Origin of the sequence: Devosia sp. (assembly GCF_024707125.1) — a bacterium.
Lineage (GTDB): Bacteria > Pseudomonadota > Alphaproteobacteria > Rhizobiales > Devosiaceae > Devosia.
In genome coordinates this window covers 239,261-263,734 of record NZ_JANQAH010000005.1, presented here as the reverse complement: position 1 = coordinate 263,734, position 24,474 = coordinate 239,261, and the positions used below count along the sequence as shown (strand labels likewise).

24 protein-coding genes and 3 pseudogenes are annotated in these 24,474 nt (G+C 62.6%); 11 read left to right on the top strand and 16 right to left on the bottom strand.

From position 1 onward, the window contains the following. Positions 1–195: 195 nt before the first annotated feature. From NVV77_RS04795 to NVV77_RS04780, 3 genes and pseudogenes are all read left to right on the top strand, one after another. Positions 196–1,164, top strand: coding sequence for a tripartite tricarboxylate transporter substrate-binding protein (locus NVV77_RS04795; RefSeq protein ID WP_295411274.1), 969 nt, complete (start codon positions 196–198; stop codon positions 1,162–1,164). 89 nt (positions 1,165–1,253) lie between these two features. Then, positions 1,254–1,714 (top strand): annotated as a pseudogene (locus tag NVV77_RS21880) (tripartite tricarboxylate transporter TctB family protein). A gap of 9 nt (positions 1,715–1,723) precedes the next feature. Beyond that, positions 1,724–3,229 carry a tripartite tricarboxylate transporter permease gene (locus NVV77_RS04780; protein ID WP_295411267.1) on the top strand — a complete coding sequence of 502 codons (1,506 nt, stop codon included), beginning with the start codon at positions 1,724–1,726 and terminating at the stop codon, positions 3,227–3,229. Positions 3,230–3,242: 13 nt separating this feature from the next. Here NVV77_RS04780 and NVV77_RS04775 read toward each other — a convergent pair whose 3' ends face one another. Together NVV77_RS04775 and NVV77_RS04770 are read right to left on the bottom strand one after the other, a co-directional pair. Then, the gene (locus tag NVV77_RS04775) at positions 3,243–3,446 is read right to left on the bottom strand and encodes a hypothetical protein (protein ID WP_295411265.1); all 204 of its coding nucleotides are present in this window, start codon (positions 3,444–3,446) and stop codon (positions 3,243–3,245) included. A 265-nt stretch (positions 3,447–3,711) separates the two neighbouring features. Continuing rightward, a complete protein-coding gene (locus NVV77_RS04770; protein WP_295411263.1) occupies positions 3,712–4,515 on the bottom strand; it encodes a phosphotransferase in 804 nt (267 codons plus the stop codon). Positions 4,516–4,695: 180 nt separating this feature from the next. On the opposite strand from NVV77_RS04770, the gene NVV77_RS04765 reads away from it, so the two are divergent. After that, positions 4,696–5,385 (top strand): L,D-transpeptidase, encoded by a 690-nt coding sequence (locus tag NVV77_RS04765; RefSeq protein WP_295411262.1) that lies wholly within the window; start codon positions 4,696–4,698, stop codon positions 5,383–5,385. A gap of 43 nt (positions 5,386–5,428) precedes the next feature. Here NVV77_RS04765 and NVV77_RS04760 read toward each other — a convergent pair whose 3' ends face one another. Continuing rightward, positions 5,429–5,794 (bottom strand): hypothetical protein, encoded by a 366-nt coding sequence (locus tag NVV77_RS04760; protein WP_295411260.1) that lies wholly within the window; start codon positions 5,792–5,794, stop codon positions 5,429–5,431. Positions 5,795–6,082: 288 nt separating this feature from the next. On the opposite strand from NVV77_RS04760, the gene NVV77_RS04755 reads away from it, so the two are divergent. Next, complete coding sequence (locus NVV77_RS04755) at positions 6,083–6,628, top strand: GrpB family protein (protein WP_295411258.1); 546 nt, start codon at positions 6,083–6,085, stop codon at positions 6,626–6,628. 105 nt (positions 6,629–6,733) lie between these two features. Here NVV77_RS04755 and NVV77_RS04750 read toward each other — a convergent pair whose 3' ends face one another. Beyond that, positions 6,734–8,047: an esterase-like activity of phytase family protein gene (locus tag NVV77_RS04750; RefSeq protein ID WP_295411256.1), complete on the bottom strand. Its 1,314-nt coding sequence runs from the start codon at positions 8,045–8,047 to the stop codon at positions 6,734–6,736. 270 nt (positions 8,048–8,317) lie between these two features. On the opposite strand from NVV77_RS04750, the gene NVV77_RS04745 reads away from it, so the two are divergent. From NVV77_RS04745 to NVV77_RS04730, 4 genes are all read left to right on the top strand, one after another. Then, the gene (locus tag NVV77_RS04745; RefSeq protein ID WP_295411253.1) at positions 8,318–9,844 is read left to right on the top strand and encodes an alkaline phosphatase; all 1,527 of its coding nucleotides are present in this window, start codon (positions 8,318–8,320) and stop codon (positions 9,842–9,844) included. Between the two features lie 223 nt (positions 9,845–10,067). Then, entirely contained in the window at positions 10,068–10,499 is a 432-nt protein-coding gene (locus NVV77_RS04740) for a hypothetical protein (protein ID WP_295411251.1), read from the top strand. A gap of 7 nt (positions 10,500–10,506) precedes the next feature. Then, complete coding sequence (locus tag NVV77_RS04735; RefSeq protein WP_295411249.1) at positions 10,507–11,175, top strand: ABC transporter ATP-binding protein; 669 nt, start codon at positions 10,507–10,509, stop codon at positions 11,173–11,175. Next, positions 11,172–12,422, top strand: coding sequence for an ABC transporter permease (locus NVV77_RS04730; RefSeq protein WP_295411247.1), 1,251 nt, complete (start codon positions 11,172–11,174; stop codon positions 12,420–12,422). Before NVV77_RS04735 ends, NVV77_RS04730 begins: the two co-directional genes overlap by 4 nt. On the opposite strand, the gene NVV77_RS04725 is transcribed toward NVV77_RS04730, so the two are convergent. The 9 genes and pseudogenes from NVV77_RS04725 to NVV77_RS04685 form a co-directional block, all read right to left on the bottom strand. Continuing rightward, on the bottom strand, positions 12,419–12,904 hold the full coding sequence (locus tag NVV77_RS04725) for a copper chaperone PCu(A)C (RefSeq protein WP_295411244.1): 486 nt from the start codon (positions 12,902–12,904) through the stop codon (positions 12,419–12,421). The two genes, NVV77_RS04730 and NVV77_RS04725, sit on opposite strands and share 4 nt — an antisense overlap. 108 nt (positions 12,905–13,012) lie before the next feature. After that, positions 13,013–13,531 (bottom strand): YcnI family protein, encoded by a 519-nt coding sequence (locus tag NVV77_RS04720; protein ID WP_295411242.1) that lies wholly within the window; start codon positions 13,529–13,531, stop codon positions 13,013–13,015. Between the two features lie 49 nt (positions 13,532–13,580). Next, the gene (locus NVV77_RS04715; RefSeq protein WP_295411240.1) at positions 13,581–13,964 is read right to left on the bottom strand and encodes a hypothetical protein; all 384 of its coding nucleotides are present in this window, start codon (positions 13,962–13,964) and stop codon (positions 13,581–13,583) included. Between the two features lie 90 nt (positions 13,965–14,054). Then, the gene (locus NVV77_RS04710; protein WP_295411238.1) at positions 14,055–14,792 is read right to left on the bottom strand and encodes a phosphatase PAP2 family protein; all 738 of its coding nucleotides are present in this window, start codon (positions 14,790–14,792) and stop codon (positions 14,055–14,057) included. A gap of 51 nt (positions 14,793–14,843) precedes the next feature. Next, positions 14,844–15,734, bottom strand: a complete 891-nt coding sequence (locus tag NVV77_RS04705; protein WP_295411236.1) for a lipid kinase — start codon at positions 15,732–15,734, stop codon at positions 14,844–14,846. Between the two features lie 82 nt (positions 15,735–15,816). After that, complete coding sequence (locus tag NVV77_RS04700) at positions 15,817–16,974, bottom strand: glutathionylspermidine synthase family protein (protein ID WP_295411234.1); 1,158 nt, start codon at positions 16,972–16,974, stop codon at positions 15,817–15,819. A gap of 3 nt (positions 16,975–16,977) precedes the next feature. Continuing rightward, positions 16,978–17,555 (bottom strand): annotated as a pseudogene (locus NVV77_RS04695) (DUF1190 domain-containing protein). 11 nt (positions 17,556–17,566) lie between these two features. Then, on the bottom strand, positions 17,567–17,968 hold the full coding sequence (locus NVV77_RS04690; RefSeq protein WP_295411232.1) for a DUF350 domain-containing protein: 402 nt from the start codon (positions 17,966–17,968) through the stop codon (positions 17,567–17,569). A 34-nt stretch (positions 17,969–18,002) separates the two neighbouring features. After that, positions 18,003–18,662: a DUF2491 family protein gene (locus NVV77_RS04685; RefSeq protein ID WP_295411231.1), complete on the bottom strand. Its 660-nt coding sequence runs from the start codon at positions 18,660–18,662 to the stop codon at positions 18,003–18,005. A gap of 202 nt (positions 18,663–18,864) precedes the next feature. On the opposite strand from NVV77_RS04685, the gene NVV77_RS04680 reads away from it, so the two are divergent. Continuing rightward, a complete protein-coding gene (locus tag NVV77_RS04680) occupies positions 18,865–19,311 on the top strand; it encodes a YjfI family protein (RefSeq protein WP_295411230.1) in 447 nt (148 codons plus the stop codon). After that, on the top strand, positions 19,308–20,036 hold the full coding sequence (locus tag NVV77_RS04675) for a PspA/IM30 family protein (RefSeq protein ID WP_295411229.1): 729 nt from the start codon (positions 19,308–19,310) through the stop codon (positions 20,034–20,036). The genes NVV77_RS04680 and NVV77_RS04675 overlap by 4 nt, the downstream gene beginning before the upstream one ends. A 93-nt stretch (positions 20,037–20,129) precedes the next feature. Here the strand turns inward: NVV77_RS04675 and NVV77_RS04670 are convergent. The 3 genes and pseudogenes from NVV77_RS04670 to NVV77_RS04660 all read right to left on the bottom strand — a co-directional run bounded on the left by NVV77_RS04670 (position 20,130) and on the right by NVV77_RS04660 (position 24,458). Beyond that, a pseudogene (locus NVV77_RS04670) lies at positions 20,130–21,327 on the bottom strand (ZIP family metal transporter). Positions 21,328–21,339: 12 nt separating this feature from the next. Beyond that, positions 21,340–22,485: a multicopper oxidase domain-containing protein gene (locus tag NVV77_RS04665; protein ID WP_295411228.1), complete on the bottom strand. Its 1,146-nt coding sequence runs from the start codon at positions 22,483–22,485 to the stop codon at positions 21,340–21,342. A gap of 248 nt (positions 22,486–22,733) precedes the next feature. Further along, entirely contained in the window at positions 22,734–24,458 is a 1,725-nt protein-coding gene (locus NVV77_RS04660) for a M28 family peptidase (protein WP_295411226.1), read from the bottom strand. Between the last annotated feature and the right edge of the window lie 16 nt (positions 24,459–24,474).

The following is a 24,474-nucleotide window of genomic DNA, read 5'->3' as shown; positions in this document are numbered from 1 at the left end:
GGCTTGGCTTTGCTGCTTTTGGCAAAAAATTGCCACCTCCTGGGCGACATCTTGGCAATATTCCGCCAGTTTCGCCAGAGTGACTTGCAAAAATCGCAGGTCTGGCCTGCACTTTCGATCTGGCACACGCTTTGCAAAGCAGGTGATCGACCGGCGGAGGAGCCGGGTTCAAGATCCATCTCGGGAGGACATCCAATGAAAAAGACCGTCGCCATTCTGGCGCTTGCCATAACAGCACTTTCAACCACCGCCTTCGCTCAGGACTATCCGACGAAGCCGATCACGGTTGTCGTACCCTTCTCGGCCGGCGGGCCAACCGACACGGTGGCACGCCTCGTGGCCGAAGTGATGAGCGGCGATCTCGGTCAGCAGGTCGTCGTGCAGAATGTCGGCGGCGCCGGCGGCACATTGGGTGCGGGGCAAGTCGCGACCGCCCAGAACGATGGCTACACGCTGCTGCTGCACCACATCGGCATGTCGACCGCCCCGACGCTCTACCGCAGTCTGCCTTATGACCCGCTGACAGACTTCGCCACCATCGGCCTCATCACTTCCGTGCCGATGACGCTTGTCGCCCGCAAGGATTTCGAGCCCAATACTCTCGAAGAGTTGCTGGCCTATATCAAGACCAATGGCGAGAACGTCACCTATGCCCATGCCGGCATCGGCTCGGCCAGCCAGCTCTGCGGCATGTTGCTGATGGAATCGACCGAAACCATCATGACAACGGTCCCCTATCAGGGCGCTGGCCCCGCAATGACCGATATCATCGGCGGCCAGATCGACATGATCTGCGACCAGACCACCAACACGACGAGCCAGATCCAGGCCGGTGAAGTAAAGGCCTACGCCGTGACCTCGCCCGAGCGGCTCGGCAACCTGCCTGACGTTCCGACCACCAAGGAAGCCGGGCTCGATCTCGAGATCGGCGTGTGGCATGGCCTTTACGCTCCGGCAGGCACCGATCCGGCCATCATTGCGCGACTCGAAACCGCGCTGCAGGCTGCCCTGACCAATGAGACAGTGGTCGCCCGCTTTGCCGAACTTGGCACCGTCCCGGTCACCGCTGAAGAAGCGACGCCCGCAGCGCTTACCGAAATGCTGACCAGCCAGATCGAACTCTGGCGCGGCGTCATCGAGGCGGCCGGCGTCTACGCCGACTAAGGTCTTCCATCGCCCCACGTCACACGACCTGCGGTTTTCCGCAGGTCGTCCCCGACGCACATCCATCTGTTTCATCTGGGGAGGCGGCCATGCTGGCCAAGTTTTCACTCCGGGATCTCCTGGCAGGCGGCATCTTCGTCCTCGCCGGAGCCTACTTTTCGCTCGAAGCGCTGAACTATGAGGTCGGCACGCCCTTCCGCATGGGACCAGGCTTCATGCCGCTCGCGCTTGGCGCCGTGCTCGCCGCTCTCGGCATCGGTGTTGCCGCCAGCGGCTGGCAGAAACCCGACAAGGAGACCCCCTGCCACCCTCCTGGCGCGGCATCGCTCTTATAATCGGCGTGGTGATCTTCTTCGGCGCCACCATTCGCGGCCTCGGCTTCGTGCCTGTGGTCTTCGTCTCGGCCTTCGCTTCCGCCATGGCCAGCCGGCTCAATTCCCCACTCTTTGCCGCCCTCCTTGCCATCGGGCTCACGGTTCTCTGCACCGCCATCTTCGTCATTGGCCTTGGCATGTCCGTGCCGTGGTTTGGGCCCTGGCTCGGTCAATAGGAGCGTCACATGGATATCATCGGCTTTCTCGGCCTCGGCTTTTCCGTCGCCCTCGATCCCATCAACATTCTCTACTGCTTTATTGGCGTGCTGCTCGGCACTCTGGTTGGCGTGTTGCCCGGCATCGGCCCCACCGCCACCATCGCCATGCTGCTGCCCATCACCTTCTCACTGTCGCCGGCCGCGGCTTTGATCATGCTGGCGGGCATTTATTACGGCGCCCAATATGGCGGCTCTACCACCGCCATTCTGATCAACCTGCCGGGCGAAAGTTCATCGGCCGTTACTGCCATCGATGGCTACCAGATGGCCAAGCAAGGCCGCGCCGGCCACGCTCTGGCCACCGCCGCCCTCGGCTCGTTCTTCGCCGGGACGGTCGGCACGCTGCTGCTTGCCTTCTTCGCCCCGCCCCTTGCCCGAGCGGCGCTGAATTTTGGCGCCCCGGAATACTTTGCGCTGATCGTTCTTGGGCTGCTCGTCTCTATCGCGCTGGCGCATGGCTCGATCCTCAAGGCTCTCGCCATGATCGTTCTCGGCCTGCTGCTGGGTATGGTCGGGCAGGACATCTATACCGGCACCCCGCGCTTCACCCTTGGCATCCGCGAACTCTATTCCGGCCTCAACTTCGTCTCGGTCGCCGTCGGCATTTTCGGTGTCGCCGAAATCCTGCGGAACCTCGAAAACGAGAAGGGTCGCGATGTCATGGTCAAGTCAGTGAGCAATCTCTGGCTCGGCAAAGAGGAGCTGAAGCGCATTGTCGCGCCGGTTATCCGCGGCACCGCGCTTGGCTCCGTGCTCGGTATTCTCCCCGGCGGCGGCCATATCCTGGCGTCATTCGCCTCCTATTCCGCCGAAAAGCGCCTTTCCAAGCATCCGGAAGAGTTCGGCCACGGTGCCATTGAAGGCGTCGCCGGTCCGGAATCTGCCAATAACGCGGCGGCACAAACGTCCTTCATTCCGCTGATGACCCTCGGCATTCCCGCCCATCCGGTCATGGCACTGATGGTCGGCGCTTTCATCCTCCAGGGCATCACCCCGGGGCCCAATGTCATCAACGACCAGCCGGCGCTCTTCTGGGGCATCATCGCCTCGATGTGGATCGGCAACCTGCTCCTCGTGATGTTGAATCTGCCGTTGATCGGGCTCTGGGTGAAGATGCTCTCCATCCCCTATCGCGCACTGTTCCCCGCCATCGTTCTGTTCGCGTGCATCGGATGCTATTCGATCAACCAGAACATCTTCGACGTCTTCGCCATCGGCTTCTTCGGCATTGTTGGCTACGTGCTGATCCGGCTCGGTTGCGAACCAGCGCCTCTATTGCTGGGCTTCGTGCTCGGACCGCTGCTCGAAGAGCATCTGCGCCGTGCCATGATCATCTCGCGTGGCGATCCGATGGTTTTCCTCGAACGCCCCATCTCGGCGACCCTTCTTGGTCTCGCCCTCCTCGCAGTGATCATCGCCGTACTGCCCTCCATCAGGAGCAAACGCAAAGAGGTGTTCGTCGAAGAGGATTGATGTCACCAAACAATTAGCGGGTTGGCAGGGTGCCTAGTACATCGCCCTGCCAGCCCGTTGGGTTGACTAGGAACTGGCGGGCGCTGCCCAGCCCTACTTCCGCAAGAAGCGCCAGGTTGACGTCATTGTCGATCAACACGTCGACACCCATCGCCTCTGCAAGGGCGGCCCGCAAGTTCGCGCCCTCAAGCCCCGGTAGATTTCCAGCCAGGCTCAAGTCCGCCGTTTCCGGATGGACCGCCGCCGGCACGCCCACGGCGCCGACCGCGGCACTTCGGCTTGCTCGCTCAGCATCGATGTCATGCGACCCAGCTGCGCCACGAGGTCCGTGGCTCCGGTCCGCACCGTCGGCTCAGTCACCTCCGCTAGAATCTGCCCGCGCAGATCGCTTAGCGCCGCGGCAACTTTGGTGCCGCCCATTCGTGAAAACCGATGAGCCTCCCGGACGCCGTGTCGTGGCGCTGCCCTCGCCGCGCTAACAGCTAGCCGGCCGAAGTCACTATTCGGTCGAGAGTGTCCCGGTGCTTCACAAGCCAGGCGGCGCTTCGCGTTCTCCAGGTGATCCCCCACAGTGGCGTGGCGTCTTCCGTCTCGGGAGTGACCTTCGCGTCAATGGCCTCGTTGGCGGCACTGAGGATCGCGAAGTCTCGCATCCGGTCGACGAATCCCGCCCGCGCGTCACGGGGCAGCTCGTACCCATCGAGCAACATCTTCACCTGGCGCCCGCGCGCTTCGACCGAGCCTAGGCCCAGGGTCTCGCCCAGGTCGTCGTCAAAGAGCAGGCCGTTGAGCCAGCATGCCTGCGCCAATTCGATCATCGGATCGACGGGCCCGGCCTCTTCCCAATCGATCAAGGCAACAGGCCGCCCTGCACGGGCAATGATGTTCCATGCCCCGGTATCGCAATGGCCGATGGCGCTTGGCCGGCCAAGGTGCCTGCCGAACCAGGGTCGCCAGACTGAGCCCTCAGGCGGCGCGAACGAGGCGGCTGACGCGTGCAGTTTTCGCAGAATGCCGCCGAGGATGGGCAGCGCGTCATCTGCCCAGGGGTAAGGGTGAACACTCTCCCCCTCGATATAGGCCAGCGTTTCGCGTCCCTGATTGTCGAAGCCTGTGCCGACGACGCGGGGAGAATGCTCGAAGCCCTGCTTTTCCAGGTGCCGCAAAAGGGCGATCGTTGTTGCCGACCACGGCGCGGCTTGCCGATAGACAACGCCAGCGCGCGTGGCGACGGTAGACCTGCCGCCGACCAGGGAGACTTCATCATCGTCTGGATTTCTTTCCATGGCGACAGTCTGCTTTCCTGGGCCAGGAAATCAAGGCCCACCGCATCGGTGGAATTTGCTGGACCGCAAACGAAGGAGGCAGGGTGGCGGCCGCGACCCTGAACGCGGAGCTTGCCAACCGGGCATTGTGAGACCAATCTCCCCCGCAAGACATTGCGGTTCCGCCTGCAGGAGGGTGTGGTGGCGACAAAAGATGGTTTCATCAATGCCGAAGCAATCGACTCCAACGCTCCGCGCTTGGGTCGTCGGTCGTTCCTGGTTGGCGGCGCTGCTGCCGTTGCCGCGCTTGGCCTTGCGGGTTGCTCACCCGCCGGAATGAGCATGGCGGAAGCGGAACGGGTCTATGGGCCGGTTCCCAATGAGCGCTTCCCCATCCCCGCGGTAAAACTGAGCAAGGTTGACCCGAAATATCTGCGCAGAACGGTGCGCTACGATTCTGCTGAAGCGGTCGGCACGATCATCGTCGATCCCGCCCGCTACTATGTCTACCGCATCGAGGGCAACGGCAATGCCACGCGCTACGGTGCCAATGTCGGGCGCGCCGGGTTCCTGTGGAGCGGCGAAGCCTATATCGGGCGCAAGGCTGAATGGCCGGTCTGGACGCCGCCCAAGGAAATGATCGCGCGCCAGCCGGAAGCGGCGCCCTATGCCAATGGCATGCCGCCGGGCCTCGACAATCCTCTCGGCGCCCGCACGCTCTATCTCTACCAGAATGGTGCCTATACGCTCTACACGATCTACAGCACGATCATGCCCGAAACGATCGGCAAGGGCGTTTCGAGTGGCTGTGTCGGTCTTCTCACCCAGGACATGCTCGATCTCTACGAGAAGACGCCGGTGAATACGAAGGTGGTCGTCCTCAAGGCCTGACGCGCAGGGGGCCCGGAGGCGTCCTGCAGGGTGTCTCCCATTATCAGGTGTCATTCGCCGGTCTTGGCCTGAAGAGGTCCTTGGCAGCTTCTAGCCGCCGATTGGCTGCAGGCCTGCTTTCGGGAACCGAAATCCAGAGAATATGCCGAAGATCAGAGTATCTCAGAGGGTCATACCCCAACTGGAGAAGTCTCACCGCGAACCAGTCTGGTATCAACTGTGCCGACATGCAGCTGGTCCCTTCCGCTTGATCGAGCACCGGCAGCATGGCTGCGTAGGTATCGAAGCCGAAGCTGAAGGCGATCGCTTCATCGACATGTGACGACTTGATCTCTGGATAGCGATCGCGGACCGCGTTCTTCAACATGGAGATATGCGCACGCGTAAAGGGCGTATTGCCGAAGGGCATGACGAACCTCTCTTCTACGGTCGACGTCCGCCGATTACGCGTCGACCATGAATGAGGTCGTCGCAATGCAGTGAGAGAGTACGTCCCCTTCAACCCGGCGGCAGGTTCGGCCGGGACGGCCGCCGCCCAACTATAGCCGTCGGGATACGCAGATCAAGCAAGGTCGCTCGGGGCTTGAATCTGATCTGTTGTTTTTGCCGCGCTCGATACCGGCAAACGCACCTGTTGGTTTTTGACGCGTCCCAACAGCCGTTTGAAAAATCGGTAGAACCGTGGTGGACTGAACTCATGAGCGACGATCGCAACCAATGTATCACCAACGATTTCGGCCTCGGCCTGAAGCATGGCGTAGTCTTGCTGGTGCCACACAATCCGGCATGGAAAACCGCCTTCGACTTAGAAGCTGAAGTCGTTCGCTCAGTTCTCGGTGCCAGCTTGATCGACATTCAACACATTGGCAGTTCGTCAATTCCAGGAATCAGGTCAAAGCCGATACTAGACCTGATGGTTGGCATAAAGGATCTGGACGCGGGGCCGCTGCTCGAGCCGGCGATGTCGTCCATCGGATATGATTTTGCCCGTCAGGCGGGCGTCCCCAACGACCATGTGTTTGGCAAAGGCGTTGCAAGAACACATCTGGTGCATGTCGTTCAGTTCGACGGTCCCACTTGGCATCACAACCTTAGGTTCCGAGATCGACTCAGAGCTGATCCCGACCTGGCGCACGAGTACGACGACCTCAAGGAGCGGCTTGCGGTGCAGTTCGCGCAGGACCGCGCCGCGTACACCGCGGCAAAAAGGGCCTTTATCGATCGGGCTACGGCAGCGGCATAGTCGATACCCTACCCGGACGTTCACTCCGGCACCGAATTCGCCGCCCCGCGCTTCGATCCGGAGAAGGGGTACCAAGACCCCTCCTCCGCGTCGAAAGCCAAAAGATTACTCGGCCTTGAGGAAGTCGGCGACGTCGAGGAGGATGTACTCGTTGTCGTCGGCGCGGCCAGCTTCGCGGCCGGTGGAGCCGGGATAGTTGTTGTCGTTGGCGACGACGATGGTGGTGGCGTCGACGAGATCAACGTCTTCGATGGTCACGAAGGGGAAGGTGAAGACGCCGTCCTTGCTGCCGCGCGGCGCGATGCCGTCCGGGTCCTGCATGGCCATCAGGTCGATATAGGCGATCTTTTCGAGCACGCCGTTTTCGTCGGCGCGGGCGAGATCGACAAGATAGATGCGCTTGAAGGCAGCGGCCTTTTCGCGACCATCGTCGCCTTCATTGTTGTCGCGCTCGATGATCAGGCCGCGGGTGCCTTCAAAGATGTTGAAGTCGCCGATGGCGTGGCCGGCGTCGTCGAGTGGATAGTAGCGAACCGTGTCGCTCCAGGTGGCATCGCCGACGTTGAATTCGAGCATGCGGATGACCGGCTTGCCATCGACGAGTTCGAGCGCGCCGGCGGTTTCGTCGAAGAAGGGCTTTTCGAGCAGCGGATAGAGCGTGGTGCCGTCGATCGACTGCGCCATGCCTTCATAGCCACCGGAGCGGCCGGTATTGATACCGGTCACGACAGTGCCGGCAGCGGGCTGCGAGGTGAACTGGTTGTCGGGCGACTTGTAGTCGACGCCACCGGGGTTGGTCTTGACCACCTGCAGCACGACGCCCTCGGCATCGACTTCGATCAGCCAGGGGCCGAATTCGTCGCCGATCCAGTAGTTTTCGCCAACTGGCTGGATGGATTCCGGATCGAAATCGGCGCCGGTGAGATAGCGGCTTTCGCTGTGCTCGGTAACGATGGGGAACGGAACGACGCGGTTCGGGTCTTTCAGGAACACGGTCTTTTCGATGCCGACCTTGCCCGCTTCCCAATCCATTTTCAGCATGTTGAACATCAGCATGGCGTCGGACGAGTTGGCCTTGTTGCCAAAGCCGTTGTCGGTGAGGAACAGGAAGCGGTCATCGCCGAGCGAGCGCACGCCGCTCATGCCCTGGAGGGGCTGGCCGGGGAACGGCATGGCAATGCCCGAAGCCGGATTGGACCAGCCATAGGGGGTCTCGGCGCGCGTGCCCGAGGTGAAGCGGCCGGACTTCTGGAGGCCAACCGGAGCATCTGCGGGAGCGGGCAGGAAGGTCTGGGCCGGCAGCTGGGCATGGGCCTTCAACACGGCTTCAAACTTGGTCGGACCTTGGGCCGTATCTTGAGCCATAGACAGGGATGCGAGGAGGCTGAGGCTGACGCCAAGGGCGAGCGCTTTGAGCATGGTTCTCTCCAGGAAAAATGGATGCCCTGCCCTAAAGAAGCGTGATGTCGCTGGGATCACAGCGGCGTGAACGGCCGATGACATTCCCCAGCGCTGACAGTTGGATGCGCCAGGGCCATCCCCCAACCCCACCGTTACGACGACACATCACCAACCATCCGTAACGTTATGACGTAACTACATTTATGTGTCACATCGCCGGTCTAATGGGTTGATGAACCGGTCAGTTCCGCTCCTGCCCGGACGCTCCAACCCAAGAAGGTGAACATCATGGTCAAGCTCTCCCGGGCTCTTTTTGCTGGCGTTTCCACGCTCGCCCTGACTCTGCCGGTTCTGGCCCAGACGGCCGTGCCGCAGGCCGATGACAGCTACTTCCTCGCCGCCCAGGAACAGCTCGCCGCCAAGGAAGCCGTTCAGCCAAACACCGGCAAGGCCAAGAACGTCATCATGTTCATCGTTGACGGTCTCTCCATCCCGACCATCACCGCTGCCCGTATCCACGAAGGCCAGCTGGCCGGCGTCGATGGCGAAAGCCACTCGCTCGCCTTCGAAACCCTGCTCCCGCACACGGCTCTCGTGAAGACCTACACGCACGACAGCCAGGTCGCTGACTCCGCCCCGACCGCCACCGCCATCACCTCGGGCGTCAAGTCGCTGAACGGCACCATCGGCGTCGACCAGACCGCCGTGCTCGAAGACTGCTCGACCCAGGCTGGCGCCACCACCATGTCGATCTTCGAACAGGCCGAAACCGCTGGCCTTGCCACCGGCATCATCTCGACCGCCCGCATCACCCACGCCACCCCGGCTGCTGCCTATGCGCACACCGTCGGTCGCGATTGGGAAAACGACAAGAGCCTGCCTGAAGACGCCGTCGGCAAGTGCGCCGATATCGCTTCGCAGCTGGTCGACTGGTCGTTCGGCGACGGCTTTGAAGTCGTGTTCGGCGGCGGCCGTGCCAACTTCATGCTCGAAAGCCAGAAGGATCCGGAAGACGAGACCAAGACCGGTTCGCGCAAGGAGCGTGACCTGATCGCCGACTGGCAGGCCAAGTACAACGATGGCCAGTATGTCTGGAACAAGGAAGGCTTTGACGCGCTCACCGCCGACACCGGCCATGTTCTCGGTCTCTTCAACGGCTCGCACATGCAGTACGAAGCCGACCGCGAAGGCGATGCCGGCGGCGAACCTTCCATCGCCGAGATGACCACCAAGGCCATCGACATCCTCTCCAAGAACGAAAACGGCTACGTGCTGATGGTTGAAGGCGGTCGCGTCGACCACGCGCACCACGCCGGCAATGCTGCCCGCGCCCTCACCGACGCCATCGCCGTCTCGGAAGCCATGAAGGCTGCCTATGACGCGGTGAACCCGGAAGAAACGCTGATCGTGCTCACCGCCGACCACAGCCACGTCTTCACCATCGCCGGTTATCCGACCCGCAACAACCCGATCCTCGGCATTGCCGGTACGGGTGATGACGGCCTGCCCTACACCACCCTCGGCTACATGAACGGCCCGGGCGCCAAGACCCTTGAAGAAGGTGCCGACGTCTCGAAGATGACCGGCGAAGAAGTCCGCGCCGCCCTGCAGCGCGCCGACCTCACCGAAGTCGACACCACCGACGTCGACTTCCTGCAGCAGGCCCTGATCCCGATGGGTTCGGAAAGCCACGCCGGCGACGACGTCGCCGTCTTCGCACAAGGCCCGCAGGCCTACCTCCTCGATGGCGTGATCGAACAGAACCTGATCTACCACGTCATGGCCAAGGCCATCGGCCTCAACGCCACGAAGTAACTTTTTACAACAGAAGTGGCCGCCAGGGAGCCGGCGGCCACTTTTCGATTCACGAGGCCGTGATTGTCACACGGTGGGGATGCCTTCGGCTTACTCTCCTCCGCACAGCGTCATTCCCGCGAAAGCGGGAATCCGATCGTCGACCAAGTGAGATTCCCGCTTTCGCGGGAATGACGCGAGGCTCCAACGGGGGCTGCGCCGGCTAGGGAACAGGACAAAAGACATGCAACGACGCCACTTCGTCGCCGGCCTCGCCGCCGCAGGCACGCTCCTCGCTACCAAGCCCGCTTTCGCCGACCTGCCGTCCCTGCGCTTCCGCGACATGTATTCGCGCGGCAAGGACCTTTCGGACCAGGCCATCGCCCTCGAAGGCCAGCGCATCGTCATGACCGGCTATATGGCGCCACCGCTCAAGCCCGAGATCAATTTCTTCGTCCTGACCAAGACGCCCATGGCCACGTGCCCCTTCTGCGATGACGCGACGGACTGGCCCAATGACATTGTCCTCTCCTATTTCGAGGGCGACATGAAGTTCACGCGCTTCTCCAATCTCATCCGCGTCGAGGGCACCTTCGACACCGGCATCGAGACCGACGGGCCGACCGGCTTTGTCAGCAAGGTGCGCCTGCTCGATACCCGCTACACCATTCTCTGAGTTTTCCATGCCGGGACTGCCTCTTGCCGTTTCCGGCCTGCGCCTCGCCTTCGCCGGCGCCGATGTCATCGACCTGCCCGGCCTCGCCGTCGCGCCCGGCACATTGACCGTGCTCTCGGGCGCATCCGGCTCGGGGAAATCCACCCTGCTCTACCTGCTGTCTGGCCTCCTGCGCCCGGACGCCGGCACCATCGCCTGGGCCGACACCGACATTGCAAAACTCGGCGAAAGCCAGCGTGACCGCTGGCGCCGCAAACAGGCCGGCTTCATCTTCCAGAATTTTCACCTGATCGAGGAAATGAGCCCGGTCGACAATGTGCTGGTGCCCATCTGGCTCGACAGCTTTTCGGCCGCCGCGAAAAGACAGCACGCGGTCAACCTGCTGCGCCAACTCGATGTGCCGACCGAACGTGAAAGCGTCGCAAAACTCTCTCGCGGCCAGCAGCAACGCGTCGCCATTGCCCGCGCCCTGATCGGCGATCCCAGCGTCATCTTTGCCGACGAGCCCACAGCCAGCCTTGACGCGGCCACAGGCGAAACCGTCGCCGCGGTGCTGCAACGCCTCGCCCGCGAAGACGGCCGCACCGTTGTTGTCGCGACCCACGATCCGGCGCTCAAAACCCTCGCCGACCAGACGGTGCAACTCGACCATGGCCGCAGGGAGCGGACGCCATGAACCCGTTCCCGATTGCCTGGGCTTCCCTGCGCCGCAACAGGTTTACCGCCATTCTGTTCCTGCTGATCGTGGCGCTGGCCGTGGCCCTCGGCATCGCCATTTCAGCCCAGGAGCGTGCCCTCCGCATCGGCAGCGCCCGCGCCGCGGACAAGTTCGACCTTATCGTCGCCGCCCCCGGCAGCCACAATGACGTGCTGTTCTCGACCGTCTATCTCGACCCAACCGCCGTCGAACTACTCGATCCCGCCATCACCCGCCTGCTTTTCGATGAGCCGGAGGCTGACTTCGTCGCCCCCATCGGCTTTGGCGATGCCATCGGCAATGACCCCGTTGTCGGCACCGTGGCACCCTTCGTCGACCACCTTTCAGGTGGTCTTGCCGAAGGCCGGCTATTCGAAACGGTCAACGAAGCGGTTGTCGGCGCCCTGTCGCCCCACGCCGTCGGGGATGAACTCGAAGTCTCGCACGGCCACGGCGGCGCCACCGGTACTGATGCCGATGCCGCGGCCGATGCCATCGAAGCCGGCGAGGCCGTGCCCGGCGGTGATGGTGATCATCCGCACATCACCATTGTCGGCCGCATGCGGCCCACCGGCACACCTTGGGACCGCGCCATTGTCGTACCCATCGAATACAATTGGGCGGCGCACGGTCTCGGCACCGGCCATCTGCCCGAAGACACCCATATCGGCGCGCCCTTCGATCCCGACGCCCTGCCCGGCCTGCCGGCGGTGGTGGTAAAGCCAAAGGACTTGGCGGCCGCCTATGGCCTTCGCTCCGCCTACCGCACACCGCAATCGACCGCCTTCTTTCCTGCCGAAGTTCTGGTGGGGCTCTATGCCCTGCTCGGCGACGCCACCGCCATCATGAGTGCCCTAACGCTCGCGGCCCAGGCGCTGGTAGTCGCGGCCATCCTTGCTGGTGTCGTCGCCATTCTCGATCTGCAGCGCCAGCGCTTCGCGGTGCTCCGCGCCCTCGGCGCCTCGCCGCTCTTCATCTTTGCCACGGTCTGGATTTACGTCGCCGGCATCGTCGTCACCGGCGCGCTGACAGGGCTTGTCCTCGGCTGGGGCGCCGCGGCTGTGGTCTCCGACCTTTTGGCGCAATCCACCGGTGTCGCCATGCGCGCCGAGATCGGCGCGCGCGAGCTGTCGCTCGTCGGCACGCTGGTCGGCCTCGGCCTCGTTCTGGCGCTGGTACCGGCGCTGATTATCTATCGCCGGCCCGTGGTCGACGCTCTGCGCTAGTGGCTATGCCCAGCGTGGCTATGGGCGACGGCGTCTGATGCTTCGACTTCGACACTGATCTGAAGCTCGCCACCACCGATCAGCAGATGCAGCGGAAAATGGTCACCCTGCTTGAGTTCAGCCGTGAGATCATTGAGCCGCAGACCCAGTCCATTCGGGTCGAAGTCGAATTCTCCGCTCGGAAGCTGGAATTCACCCACCGGCTGATAGGCCATGACGCCATCCGCGCCCATGGTGGCGCCGACCACCTCTACGCTTGCTGAATTCGAGGCCTCGGCCCCGCTCAGCACAACTGGCTCGCCCGCATTCTCGATCTCGAAGAAGACCACAGCGTCCCCACCCTGCGCGGTAGCGCGTGTCCAGGCATGGATCACGGTGACAGCGCCAAGGCTCGCCTCATGGTCACTATGGGCATGGTCTTGCGCCGCGAGAGGCGTGGAGACGAGCAGCAGCAATAGGAAGGGACGGAGGAAACGGGTCATGGTCGGCTCTTTGATAATGCAGCAGAGACCGACCTACCGGCTGCAAGCGACAGGGCTGTGACGCGATCCCTGCGAAAGAGGGGTGCGGCGCACCGCACCCCATTGGGCTTAGTGACCAGCAGCGCCAGCGGGAACCAGTTCGACGCTCGGCGCGGGCATGTCGGCGTTTTCGTCGCCCGTGACGTCGATCCAGGCCTCTTCGCCGTTGGCACATCCCTGGATGGCGGGGAAGTAGAACTTGCCCGGCTCCAGCGTGCCGGCAAAGGTGCCGCGGAAGACGAACTCGTCATACCATTCGTTCGGCAGGTCGCCGCCCGACCAGACGATCTCGGTCACGCCCTCGGTGAGCTGCGTGCCATGATTGTCATAGGCTTGCGCATAGGGACCGGTGACGGTTTCAAGGGTCCAGCCCGCCTTGGGCATCGGCTTCACATTGTAAAAGCCTTCGGGAATTTGGACGCGCACAACATTGGTTGCCTCGGTCCCGCAGCCGTGGGGAATGCGCAGCACGGCCTTGTAGGTCGAGCCGATGGCAGCTTCCCGCACTTCGAGGGTGACGTGGGCGAAAGCGGGAACGGCAGTGAGGGCAACGGCGAGTGCGGCCGAAGCGGCGAGAATACGGATCATGATGATCTCCAGTGATAAAATGGTCAGAGGGTTGGCTTACGCCTGAAGCTCAGACCATCACTGGCGGCGCCCGTGCCTGCCCGATATGGGGCGCGTGATGAGAGTGACGCAGTTCGGCGACGGCGGGATAAGACGCTTCTGCCCAAAACCGAAGCAAGCCGAGATCGAGCGATGCAGGCTCGGCCAATGCGACTTCATATTTTCCGACGCCCGCAAGGGGACACTTGGCCAGTTGGGGCTGGTCGTCGGTTTGATCGACAGTCAGCGGCGCGCAGACCGACCAGAGGTCCAGCGACGCATAACCCAGGGAATCCAAATCGCGCTGCAGGCCCGCGGCCTGATGCAGTGGTGCCAGGAGGACGAGGACATAGAGAGCCAATACCGCTATGGCATTGGCCGTTTCCCTAATGATGCTCCGCGATCTAAACGGCATCTTGCCCCCTGATCACGCCGCTATATCCGGCGATCAGGCTGCACTCAACGACATCTTTGTCGCAACGTCTTTGATCTGGAGCAAGCGGGCCTACCGCGCTTCGGTCGGCGGTCCCGGCGGGGTCTCATCGCGCAGTGTTCCGCGACGGTCCAGAGCGTGCGCTACCGCGAGGCAAATCAACGCCCAGGCCGCCCCCAGAGCCCAGCCCGCCAGGACGTCTGTTGGAAAATGGACCCCAAGGTAAATTCGACTCAGGCCAACGGCGCCGACGAGGATGATGGCGCCCAGCAGGTAAAGGGCTCGCGCCGGCCATGTGGACGCGCGCTGGGCCAAAAGAACGCCAATCGTCAGGTAGACGACGGCGGAGGTCGTGGCGTGCCCGCTTGGAAAGCTCGAGGTGAAGACCTCGACGGCGCCGGTGAAATCCGGCCGCGGCCGATCGAAGAGCGCCTTGAGCACCGTGCTGATGATCGTGCCGCCAAGGACGCTGATGGCAATAAGCAGGCCCGTGCGGCGCGACCCGGTGAGCAAGAGATGCAACACGACGCCGATCACCAGGACGCCGAGGACCGGGAAACTTCCGAGCGCAGTGATATCCCGCACGCCTTCGTTGAACCATGACGGACCAACGGGAATGCCCGGTGTCGCCGGATCGCGAAACAGCATCACCACGGCATGATCGAAAGCGGCCGTGTCGCCATCGACAACCTGATCCGCGAGGATTCCGAAAATCGTCAGCAGCGCGGCAGCCACCGCGCAGCCAATGTAAAACAGAGTGTTGTCAGGCGAACGCCCTGCAGGCTGAACGCGCTCTGGAGATGTCGTCAACGTCCCGACTCCGCTGGTCTTACACAAGCCTTCACGGTGCTAGCTGCTCCCTCAGCTGGGTGCAAATACGGAAATGGCGTTTGGCCGGATGAGAAAATGGGCCGGCGTCTGGGTGACGAGGTCGCCATCGGTATTGATCGGCATCGGCGTCTCGGTGCGAATGTCGAATTCCGTGCTCTTGGCGGTGCGAACTTCGTCCCAGGCGCCATGCTCGCCGCGGCGGAAGGCGCCCAGCATCAGGCCGAACTTCCAGACATTCTTGAGTTCAAGGCTATAGAGGTCGAGGTGTCCGTCCTCGATGGTCGCATCGGCATGGATCATCGTGCCGCCGCCATAGTGAACGCCATTGCCCACCGCGATCTGCAGCGTTTTCACGCGCTCGCGGCCGGTATCGCTGATGATCTCGGCCCGAAACCTTTTGGCGCGGGTCGCAACCTTCAGGGCCGCCAAGGCATAGCCGAGCTTGCCCCAGCGGCGCTTGGCCTCCGGTGTGAGCCCACGGGCAAGATCGACACTGAGTCCCATGCTGGCGACGTTGAAGAAGGGGTGGCCATTCACCTCGCCAAGGTCCACGCGCCGCGTGTTCCCCGCGATGATGACGTCGGCAGCCTGTAGGAGCCCATTGGGAATGCTAAGCGTGCGTGCGAGGTCATTGGCCGTCCCCATCGGCATGATGCCCATGGGAAGCCCGGTTTCGAGGATACCCCGCGCCGCCGAATTTATGGTGCCATCGCCGCCGCAGACGATGACGAGATCGGCCTCGTGCCGGCGCCGGGCAATATCGGCCGAGACTTCGTCGGGCGTATCGAAACGCTCGACGACAGCGTCGACCCCGCCCTGGGCTAGGCGCTCGATGACGGGCTCGATGGCTTCCGAGCCGCGCCTGGCATTGGGATTAACCAGCATCAAGGCGCGGCGGCGGGCAGATGGAACAGCGCTCATTCTTGCGACCTCGATTACCAGAGGTCCCCACATGGCCACGAAACAGGCCCGCCGCAACCCCGAAAGCTTGCTTTCGGTCCCCTCAGTCCAGAATAACGTGCGGCACGAAGCGCGAGAGGTTGGCGGTGATGCGCGACCGGTCCTCGCGAATGCCGAGGCCACAGGCACGGTCGCCGACGATCCAGCTGCCAAGCACGGCAAAGCCACCCTCGCTTTCAAAGAGCGGCGCATATTCCTGGATCACGAAACCTTCGGCGCCGTAATCACCCGGTGCCGACGCCAGCTCCTTGCCATTGGTGAAGATCGAGACGTTCTCGCCTTCGCGCGACAACAGGGGCTTTTGCACATAGCTCGACAGGGACGACGCGCCGGGATCGTCGGTGAAAAACGCCGGCAACAGGTTCGGATGATTGGGATAACGCTTCCAAAGAAGCGGCAGCAGGCCCTTGTTGGACAGCACGGCCTTCCAGGCGGGCTCAACAAAAGCCCGGCCCGACCGCGGCAGATAGGGCGCGAAATTTTCGCGCAGCATGAATTCCCAAGGGTAGAGCTTGAAGCAGCGATCGATGACCCGATCCTGCAAATCGGTAAAGCGCCCTAGCGCGTCGACGCCGATTTCGCCGATATCGAGCAGTTCCACGCGATGCCCGGCCTGCACGGCGCAATCCATGAGGTACACCGTCGTGCCACGATCTTCCTCGTTGTCGGTCATGGCGGCGAAATGGAAGATCGGTTCCTTGGAGAACTGGCCAAACGCCTCGACGAGGCTTTCCTGCAGCGAGTTGAACTGGTCTGCATCCTGCGGGAGCACGCCGGCCGCGATTTGGTCGATCAGCCAATTGTACTGGAAATAGGCAGTCTCGAAGACCGATGTCGGCGTATCCGCGTTGTATTCGAGCAGCTTGACCGGACCCTGGCCATCATAGGCGAGGTCGAACCGGCCATAGAGGTGACGGTCCCCGCGCTCCCAGGAGTCGCGCACGAGATCGCGCAGCTCTTCAGGAATTGCGAGATGGTCGAGGGCCTCTTCGCTTGTCACGATATCGCCGACCAGGTCCATGCACATTTCGTGCAGTTCCTGACTCGGCGCTTCGATCTGTTCTTCGATCTCCTGGAGCGTAAAGGTGTAGGCGACATCGTCGAGCCAATAGGGCTCGCCATACATTTCGTGAAAACCGAAGCCGACCTCGCGCGCCTTGTCGCGCCAGCCATGGCGTTCCGGATAGGTGATGCGTTTCATTGCCTACCCGCCGAAACTGAAGCCGCCACCGCCACCAAAGCCCTGGCGAACGACGGTGCGGGTATTGACGTTGACCGGCTGCATGGTCTGACGCGAGGGGGCCACCACATCGCCGCCTGGCCGGGCGCCAGGGGTAACCGTCTGGCCGGAGCGATTGCGATAGATCGGCGTCGACCCATAGGCAAAGCCGTTGTTAATCCGCTGGTCGCGATAGCGATTGTAATCGCCGATATTGTTGAGCGTCGAGGACAGCAGATAGCCCGCGAGGAACGGGGTAAAGAAGCTGCCGCCACCCCCGTCGCCACTGGCTGCTGCTCAGCGCATTGGCCCACGCCATACTCGGCTTCACAGGCAGCGAGGCCATCAAACTTGGGCGAGGATTGCAGGTGGGCCTGCATCGCATCCTGATAACCGGCCTGGCACACCTGGGCATCCATGCCGGCAGTGATGCACTGATCGACCGAGGTGAAAAGCACTTCGCCCGGCGGCTCGCCGGCGCAACCGGCCAGGGCCAGCGACGAGATGGCGATGGTGCCAAGCGAGAGAAGCGGCGGCTTGCGACCGCTGAGACGTCTGCGCATTGCGTCCTCCCTCAATAGGTCATGCAGGCGGCATTGAGAATGCCGACCGCGAGCGCGATGCCACCGCCCCAGATGCCGGCCGTCACGTCACCATTGGTGATCTTCTCGTGCAGGTTCTTGAGCGTGAAATTGGCGATGTAGTAGGCGAGGATCTGCGCCAGGATGCCGATCACGGCCCAGATGATGTAGTCGACAATGCTGACCGAATTGGCAGCGGCCGAAGCCAGCGGCAGGCTGAAGCCAAGAATGGCACCGAGAAAGGCCGTCACCGCGGCCATGTTGCCGGCCCGGATCAGCTCCACCTCGCGATGCGGCGTGATGGCCGTATAGACGAAAGCGAAGGCGCCATAAGCGGCCAGGCCAATCGCAAAATAGCCGAGGAAGGCCGGCAGGCCCGCCACATAGTCAAGCATGTCGAAACTCCTTGGATGAAACGTTCAATGGATGTCAGACGCGGCGCACATCGGCCGGGGTAAGCCCGTAGCCGATGAGAAATTCGACCGAGCTGCCCGTCTGGCTCTGCCCCTGCCCGAGGTCGCGCTCGACATTGATCAGCAGCATTTCGCGCGATTGGCCGAGGGGACGATAATAGAGCATGCAGGTCTGGTGGATGGAGCGGAGCGCCTCGCCATCGTCGACCTTTTCGACGAATTCAACGAGCGCCGTGCGCTCCGGCCCCTCGCCCCAGAAGCGATGAAAGTGGATGCCATCGGCATCATAGTGTTCCTGCCCGATCAGCCCATTCGGCCCCGTCCAGCGCGACCAGGCCTGCGGCCCGGAGGGCACGACACTGTCCCAGGGATGATAGAAACTGATGTCTTCCACCGCATCGCCGGGCTTGCCACCGCCAGACATGGTCTGGATCATGCGGTGTTCGTCGTCATAGTAGCGTGAGAGCACACTTGAGGCGTCCAGCTGCACTTCGCCATAGGCGGCAACGATGAACGGCCCGCTCAGCGGCAACGGCATGGCCGGCTCGCCGCCAAGTGCATTGGCTTCGAGCGACAGAAAATCGAGGTCGAGGGCGCCACCGATACCGACGGCAAGAGGACCACGCTCGACCGGCAGCGGTTTTTTCTCGTCTTTGCGGCCGAACCAACCGATCATGCCCTGCTCCCTATGCGGCCATGAACCCCATGCAAGCCGGATTCATCGCTCCTATATGGTAGCGATGCGCCGAGATGCTAGGAAGGCGAACCGCACCAAATATTGGCGACAAGTCGCCACAGGCAAATATGGTTGCGGTCACAATGTGATAGTACCATATGCGCAAGGCGCCCGCACAAGCCGGCCGATATCGACAGATCCCATGGAGGACCTATTGGATACCTGGAACCTCACGACCCTGACGCAGCTTTTCGCGTCTGATCCCGAAGCCCTTGGCGATGTGGACGTGCATGTTCCGCCCGAGGGCAATGTCCTGTTCGTGACGCTCAAGGAAAAGGGCGATCTTGACGTCTTCGTCACCATGAGTGGCGACCGCGATATTCTCGCCAGCGTCATTCTCGCGCCCTGCAAGGACGTGCCCCATCGCGAATCCTTTGAGCGCATGGTGCTCAAGACGCACAAGCTGGTGCCGCTTTCGAGCTTTGGTATCACCCAGATCGACGGCGAAGAATGGTACGAACTCTTCGGCTCGCTTTCGGCCCGCTCCAGTGCCGAGACCGTCGTCGAAGAAGTCGCCGTGCTCGCCGCCAATGCGGTCGATGCGGCAGACATGATCAATGAATGGAAGAATGGGGAGTTCGCAGCGTGAGCGCCTGGGGTAAAATCTTCACCGCCATCCGCGGCGGGGTCAACGAAGCCGCCGAATCCGTCGCCGATAGCCAGTCGATGCGCGTTCTCGACCAGGAAATTCGCGACGCCGAACAATCCCTGCGACAGGCGCGCTCCGACCTTGCCGGCATCATGGCTTCCAACAAGAGCATGGCCCGCCGTATCGAGGAAAACCGCGCCAAGGAAGCCAAGGATACCGATAGCGCCCGCGCTGCCATCGCCGCGGGCCGCACCGACCTCGCGCAGGGCCTTGCCCAGCGCATCGCCACCATCCGGGGCGAATTGCAGCGCGACCAGGCCGAGCTCGACCAGTTGTTGCCGCGCCAGCAGCAGATGCTGCGCACCATTCAGGACACCGAAGCGCGCATCACCCAGATGAAGCGCGAGGTCGACAACGTCAAAGCCAATGAATCGCTCCTCAAGGCGCAGTCGGCTCTGGCCCATAGCCAGTCGGGCATCAACACCCGCCTCGGCAGCGCTGTCGACAGCCTTGAGCGCATCAAGAAGAAGCAGGAGGCCACGGCCGGCCGCATCGCCGCCGGCGCCGAACTCGCCGCGCTCGAAAACGGCAATGACCTCGATCGCCAATTGCGCGAAGCCGGCATTGGCGGCTCCAGCCAGTCAGCCGACGAAATTCTGGCGCAGCTCATGTCGCCGACGCCGTCCGACCCCTTGGCCCTGCCCCAGACGAAGAAGCTCGACTAAGCGAACCATCCAGGCGCGATTTGAAATTGTGCAGGCGGGGCGGATCGATGTGTCGATCGCCCCGCCTGCTTTTTTGGGTCGCGGGCTTTGGGTTCAGATCTTGATGATCGCAGCGGTGACGTACATGAAGCCGATGCCGGTCAGCAGGCCCCCAAGGACTGCAGGCGAGAACAGCGGCGAGCGGGAACCAGGGTTTGAACGCAGCAGATAGGCCCCGACCTCGACGATGACCTGAGCGATGGCCCCGGCGCCGACACCGAGCGCCAGGGCGGACCATTGCGGCGCATAGGCGAGACTACCTAGCCACAGCCCGAAGACGGCAGGCAGACCTGCAAGCAGCGCCAATGCCGCAAAGCTCCAGAGCGGCGGACGAACCCGAAGGATTGGCGCGGCTATGCCGATGCCTTCGGTGACGTTGTGCAGGGCAAAACCCAGCACCAGGAAAGTGCCGAGACCGGCAGAGCCCGCGGCAAAGGCCGCTCCGATGGCAAGGCCCTCGCCGAAATTGTGGAGGCCAATGCCGAGCGCGATAAAGAACGACAGCGACAGGCCGGTTGGCGTGCCACGCCAGTGCCCGACGCCCATGAGGATCAGGAAGCTGGCCAGCGCCACCAGCAGGACCATGGACGAGCCCTGGAACATCGCGGCGGACTCTCCGGCCAGTTCCAGCGCTTCAAACGTCATGTCGACAAGCAGGAAAGCCAGAAGGCCAATGGTCAGCGCCAGGAGGAAATTCATGCCAGCCTGACCGACACCGCGCAGCGCGGGGTAGCACAGGAGGCCAATGGCAACGGGCAAAACGCCGACAATGATGCCGATCAGCGCCTGCTGCCAGAGCATGGATTGGGTCGGGACCGGCGTCGGTACCGCCACGGCGATTTCGTGGGCAAAGGCGGCGCCGGTATTGGTGATGATATTGACGACATGGGCCTCGCCCAGAACCCAGGGGATAGGCCAGGTCGATCCACGCGGTACTGCCGCGGGCGATCGGGCCGGCCGGGGTCTGGGAGAAATTCCAGTAGGCATCGTCAACCTGCACCTGGGCAATCGTCATCGGCTCGGAGCCGCCGGCGCGGAGCTGGACGTGAATGCCGGTGTCGTCGAGCACCGTGCGCTCATAGGTCAGCGCCTCGACCGGCGGGGCGCCATTGTTGAAGTTGCGCAGCGGATCAGTGGAAGCGATCCAGGCGAGAGCCAGCAAGAACAGCCCCAGCGGCAGCAGCAGCCAGAGAAGGGATCGACGGTTGCCGATGGCTGCTGCCTTTGCCGAAGTGGTCGTCGTGTCGGCCATTTCGTTCATGGCTCAGCCCTCCACCACGTCGAACATTCCCATCCAGCCCAGTTCGGTGAACTCGCTCTGGTGCGGGTGGAACATGTAGCTGCCGGCCTCGTGGTCCCTGAACGAGAACTCGAGAATGCCGCGCTGGGCCTGGCATTGCATGATCAGGTCAACGGTCCGCAGCGTGGGCGCCAGATTGGTGCCGGTGTCGAAATAGTCGAAGAAATTGGCGTGCAGGTGAAACGAGTTGATCGGGTCGAACTCGGTGACATTGACCAGATAGATGCGCACTGGCCTCGATTTGACGATGCGGATCGGCGTCTTTGCATAGGCATGGGCGATGGTATTGACCGCGTAGAACTCGTTCTCGTTGTCGAAATTGGTGTCGAAGGCATTCATCACCATGACCATTTCCTGCCAGAGCGCATTTTCGGGCGTGCCGAGCAGGCGGGAGGCGGCGACTTCGGCAAATTCGGGATGCAGCGCGGGATCCGGGTCGATGATGAAGGCGCCATACATGCCCTTGTGCATGTGCCGTTTCAGCGGCAGTGCGTGGCAGTGATAGAGATGGCAGCCGAAAGGCTTTGCGTCGAATTCGTAGACGAATTCTTCGCCCGGATTGATCAGCCCAGCGCCAGGCACGCCATCCATGCGGGCCGAGTGAATGCCGTGAAAATGCATCGAGTGCGGATGGGACCCAAAATTGCTGAACACGATCCGCAGCCGCTCACCCTCCTTGGCGCGGAGCGCCGGGCCTGGCACGCGGCCGTTATAGGTCCAGGCCGGAAACATCACGCCCGGAGCAATCTCGATTTCCTTATCGATCGCTTCGACCGTGAAAGTGCGCAATGTCCGACCGTCCTCCATGGTGGACAGCGTGCCGGTTTCCCATTCGGTCAGCATGGTGGAGGGATCGAACCCGTTGGCGCCGTGATCCACCGTACCGACCGTCATCATGTCGCCGTGGGCACCGCCATGCGCCGGGGGCGCGGCATAGGGGCTGGTCGAGGTTGCAGCCGGCTCTACCGGCATGCCGCTCATGTCATGCCCCGGCATGTCCTGGGCAACGGTGGTCGTGGCCAGCGCAGCAGCGCCGCCGGCAGCTGCGAGCCCACCCAGCAACAAGCTGCGGCGGCTGACCAGATCGGGAGCAAGTTCGGCGTTTGACATGAGCACCCCAGTTGCGAACCATTCGCAATTTAGAAGTAGCGCCACATCGAATGTTTTTGCAAGTAAGAATTAATTGCAAGAATGGGATGAACTTCCGCGACGGTTCGCCCGCGGGCCGGACCTGCGAGCTAATGGGCGTGCGTTGCGCCGAAACGAAATGTGCGGGATCGAAGCCCAAGGCGCTGGCTGTTTCAGCTCCAACGCGCCAGCGGTATGGCCGGGCACCCTGCCCGACCATACGTTTTGCTTTAGGCGGTCAGAAGCCGCGCCGCCTGCCGCAGGGCCGCTGCCGTGCGGTTGGCGCCGCGCATGAGCTGGGTGCGGGCAAAGCCGAGCGTTTCCGGTCCATGCGTCTTGAGCTCGCCCGCCACCGAAATGGCCGGCAGACCCGGCACCGGCAAAGCCGGATCATGGGTGAAACGCGGACCGCGCGTATAGTTGAGCGGCACGAGAATGCGGGCGAGCTGCTGGATCACCGCGTTGGCCTGAGCCTCGGCCACCGTGCCATTCGCAGTACCGGCATAGAAGGCGTCGAGCGAAGCGCTGAGACCGGCCAGTTCGGAAGCAACGGGATCGAGCAGCGCGGCATCGTCGCCCGCCGCCTTCTGATACTTCTCCAGCGTCGCCTTGAACTCGGCAGCCGTCGCGCGCCAGTCGAAGGGCAGGATCGGCGCATTGGCCACCGCCATGATGCCGGCGAGATAGACTTTGATGTCGCGAATGAGAATGTCGCGATCGGCAATGTCCATCAGGTCGTTTTCGGTGTGCCAGGCAATGTTCCCGCCGCAGCCGCCGACCGTGTAATATTCCATCTCCTTGCGCTTCTCGACCGTCATGGTGGAGGACAGCATGAAGAAGCTCGAAAGCCCGATATTGTTGAAGGAATAATCGCCGGCGCGCAGCGGCCGTTCGCCATGGAATGGCAGATCGGCAACCTCGCGAATGACATCGGTGCAGAGGCCATTGGCCTCGCTCATTACCGCGACGTTCTCATAGACATCGGCCCAACGGCAGCCGGGGCTGTCGCAATTGACCTGGGCGACGCAGTTCTCGTCGAGATCGAGCGCGAAGGCATCGGCATACCAGGCCGAACCGGCGTAGCGGCCAGTCGAGTGGCCCGGCCACCAAGCGATGCGCACCGAGCGGCGGAGATCGCCACGGTTGTGCCAGAGCACGCGGGCGATCTCGAGCATGGCGGCATCGCCCGTTGCATTGTCGCCCACGCCCACGTCCCAGCTGTCATAGTGGCCGGCGAGCAGCACGAACTTTTCTGGCTCCACTGTGCCGGGCACATTGACCACCGGCACAAGCGACTTGAACCAGCCCTCTTCCAAGCGGGTCTTTATGGTGACGCTGCCACCGGCCTTGGCCAGTTCGATCAGCTCCTGCCCATCGGGATTGTTGACGACGGCAACGGGGATCACCGGCTTGCGCGGCAGGCCATCGAGATCGGGCGAACCCCAGACCGAGGAGCAGATGCCCCAGTGCCGGTCGATGCCAGGATTGACGGCGATGACGCCAATGGCGCCCTTTTCCTGAAATTCGAGCACCTTGTTGGGCGAGGCAAAGCCGTCGGTGAGCACGATCTTGCCGCGAATGCGCTCCTCGGCGGCCGCTGCCTCGTCCCGGTTCTTTTCGTAAAAGCTGCCAACGCTGGCAGCCAGCGCGCCCGGCACATGGTGCAGCACGCCGCTCATGCCTTCCGGGCAGCTCAGCGAATAGGCGGGAGGCTTCGAGGCATAGGTCTTGCCATTGGCCTCGACCGATGCCTCATATGGAATGGATAGATAGAGCGAGGCTTCGAGCATTTCGACCGGCACGCCAAGCTCTCCAAGGCGCCGGGCAATATCGTGGGCTGAGGCTTCGACGTCTTCCGGCTTCCAGCGCGGCATGGTGGAAAAGGCTTCCACCAGCGGCCAAGCCGCGTCGGCATTGACCTGGGCGATGGCGTTTTTGATGGCCGTGTCGAGCATGCTGAACCCTCTCTAT

Excerpts from the sequence above, each read along its gene's own strand:
- NVV77_RS04750 (WP_295411256.1), bottom strand. The coding sequence starts at position 8,047 with ATGCTCAAAGCGCTCGCCCTTGGCGTCAGCCTCAGCCTCCTCGCATCC.
- NVV77_RS04735 (WP_295411249.1), top strand. The coding sequence starts at position 10,507 with ATGCCGGGACTGCCTCTTGCCGTTTCCGGCCTGCGCCTCGCCTTCGCC.
- NVV77_RS04705 (WP_295411236.1), bottom strand. The coding sequence starts at position 15,734 with ATGAGCGCTGTTCCATCTGCCCGCCGCCGCGCCTTGATGCTGGTTAAT.
- NVV77_RS04725 (WP_295411244.1), bottom strand. The coding sequence starts at position 12,904 with ATGACCCGTTTCCTCCGTCCCTTCCTATTGCTGCTGCTCGTCTCCACG.
- NVV77_RS04680 (WP_295411230.1), top strand. The coding sequence starts at position 18,865 with ATGGAGGACCTATTGGATACCTGGAACCTCACGACCCTGACGCAGCTT.
- NVV77_RS04755 (WP_295411258.1), top strand. The coding sequence starts at position 6,083 with ATGAGCGACGATCGCAACCAATGTATCACCAACGATTTCGGCCTCGGC.
- NVV77_RS04660 (WP_295411226.1), bottom strand. The coding sequence starts at position 24,458 with ATGCTCGACACGGCCATCAAAAACGCCATCGCCCAGGTCAATGCCGAC.
- NVV77_RS04720 (WP_295411242.1), bottom strand. The coding sequence starts at position 13,531 with ATGATCCGTATTCTCGCCGCTTCGGCCGCACTCGCCGTTGCCCTCACT.
- NVV77_RS04665 (WP_295411228.1), bottom strand. The coding sequence starts at position 22,485 with ATGTCAAACGCCGAACTTGCTCCCGATCTGGTCAGCCGCCGCAGCTTG.
- NVV77_RS04795 (WP_295411274.1), top strand. The coding sequence starts at position 196 with ATGAAAAAGACCGTCGCCATTCTGGCGCTTGCCATAACAGCACTTTCA.
- NVV77_RS04690 (WP_295411232.1), bottom strand. The coding sequence starts at position 17,968 with ATGCTTGACTATGTGGCGGGCCTGCCGGCCTTCCTCGGCTATTTTGCG.
- NVV77_RS04730 (WP_295411247.1), top strand. The coding sequence starts at position 11,172 with ATGAACCCGTTCCCGATTGCCTGGGCTTCCCTGCGCCGCAACAGGTTT.
- NVV77_RS04770 (WP_295411263.1), bottom strand. The coding sequence starts at position 4,515 with ATGGAAAGAAATCCAGACGATGATGAAGTCTCCCTGGTCGGCGGCAGG.
- NVV77_RS04760 (WP_295411260.1), bottom strand. The coding sequence starts at position 5,794 with ATGCCCTTCGGCAATACGCCCTTTACGCGTGCGCATATCTCCATGTTG.
- NVV77_RS04685 (WP_295411231.1), bottom strand. The coding sequence starts at position 18,662 with ATGATCGGTTGGTTCGGCCGCAAAGACGAGAAAAAACCGCTGCCGGTC.
- NVV77_RS04700 (WP_295411234.1), bottom strand. The coding sequence starts at position 16,974 with ATGAAACGCATCACCTATCCGGAACGCCATGGCTGGCGCGACAAGGCG.
- NVV77_RS04715 (WP_295411240.1), bottom strand. The coding sequence starts at position 13,964 with ATGCCGTTTAGATCGCGGAGCATCATTAGGGAAACGGCCAATGCCATA.
- NVV77_RS04780 (WP_295411267.1), top strand. The coding sequence starts at position 1,724 with ATGGATATCATCGGCTTTCTCGGCCTCGGCTTTTCCGTCGCCCTCGAT.
- NVV77_RS04745 (WP_295411253.1), top strand. The coding sequence starts at position 8,318 with ATGGTCAAGCTCTCCCGGGCTCTTTTTGCTGGCGTTTCCACGCTCGCC.
- NVV77_RS04740 (WP_295411251.1), top strand. The coding sequence starts at position 10,068 with ATGCAACGACGCCACTTCGTCGCCGGCCTCGCCGCCGCAGGCACGCTC.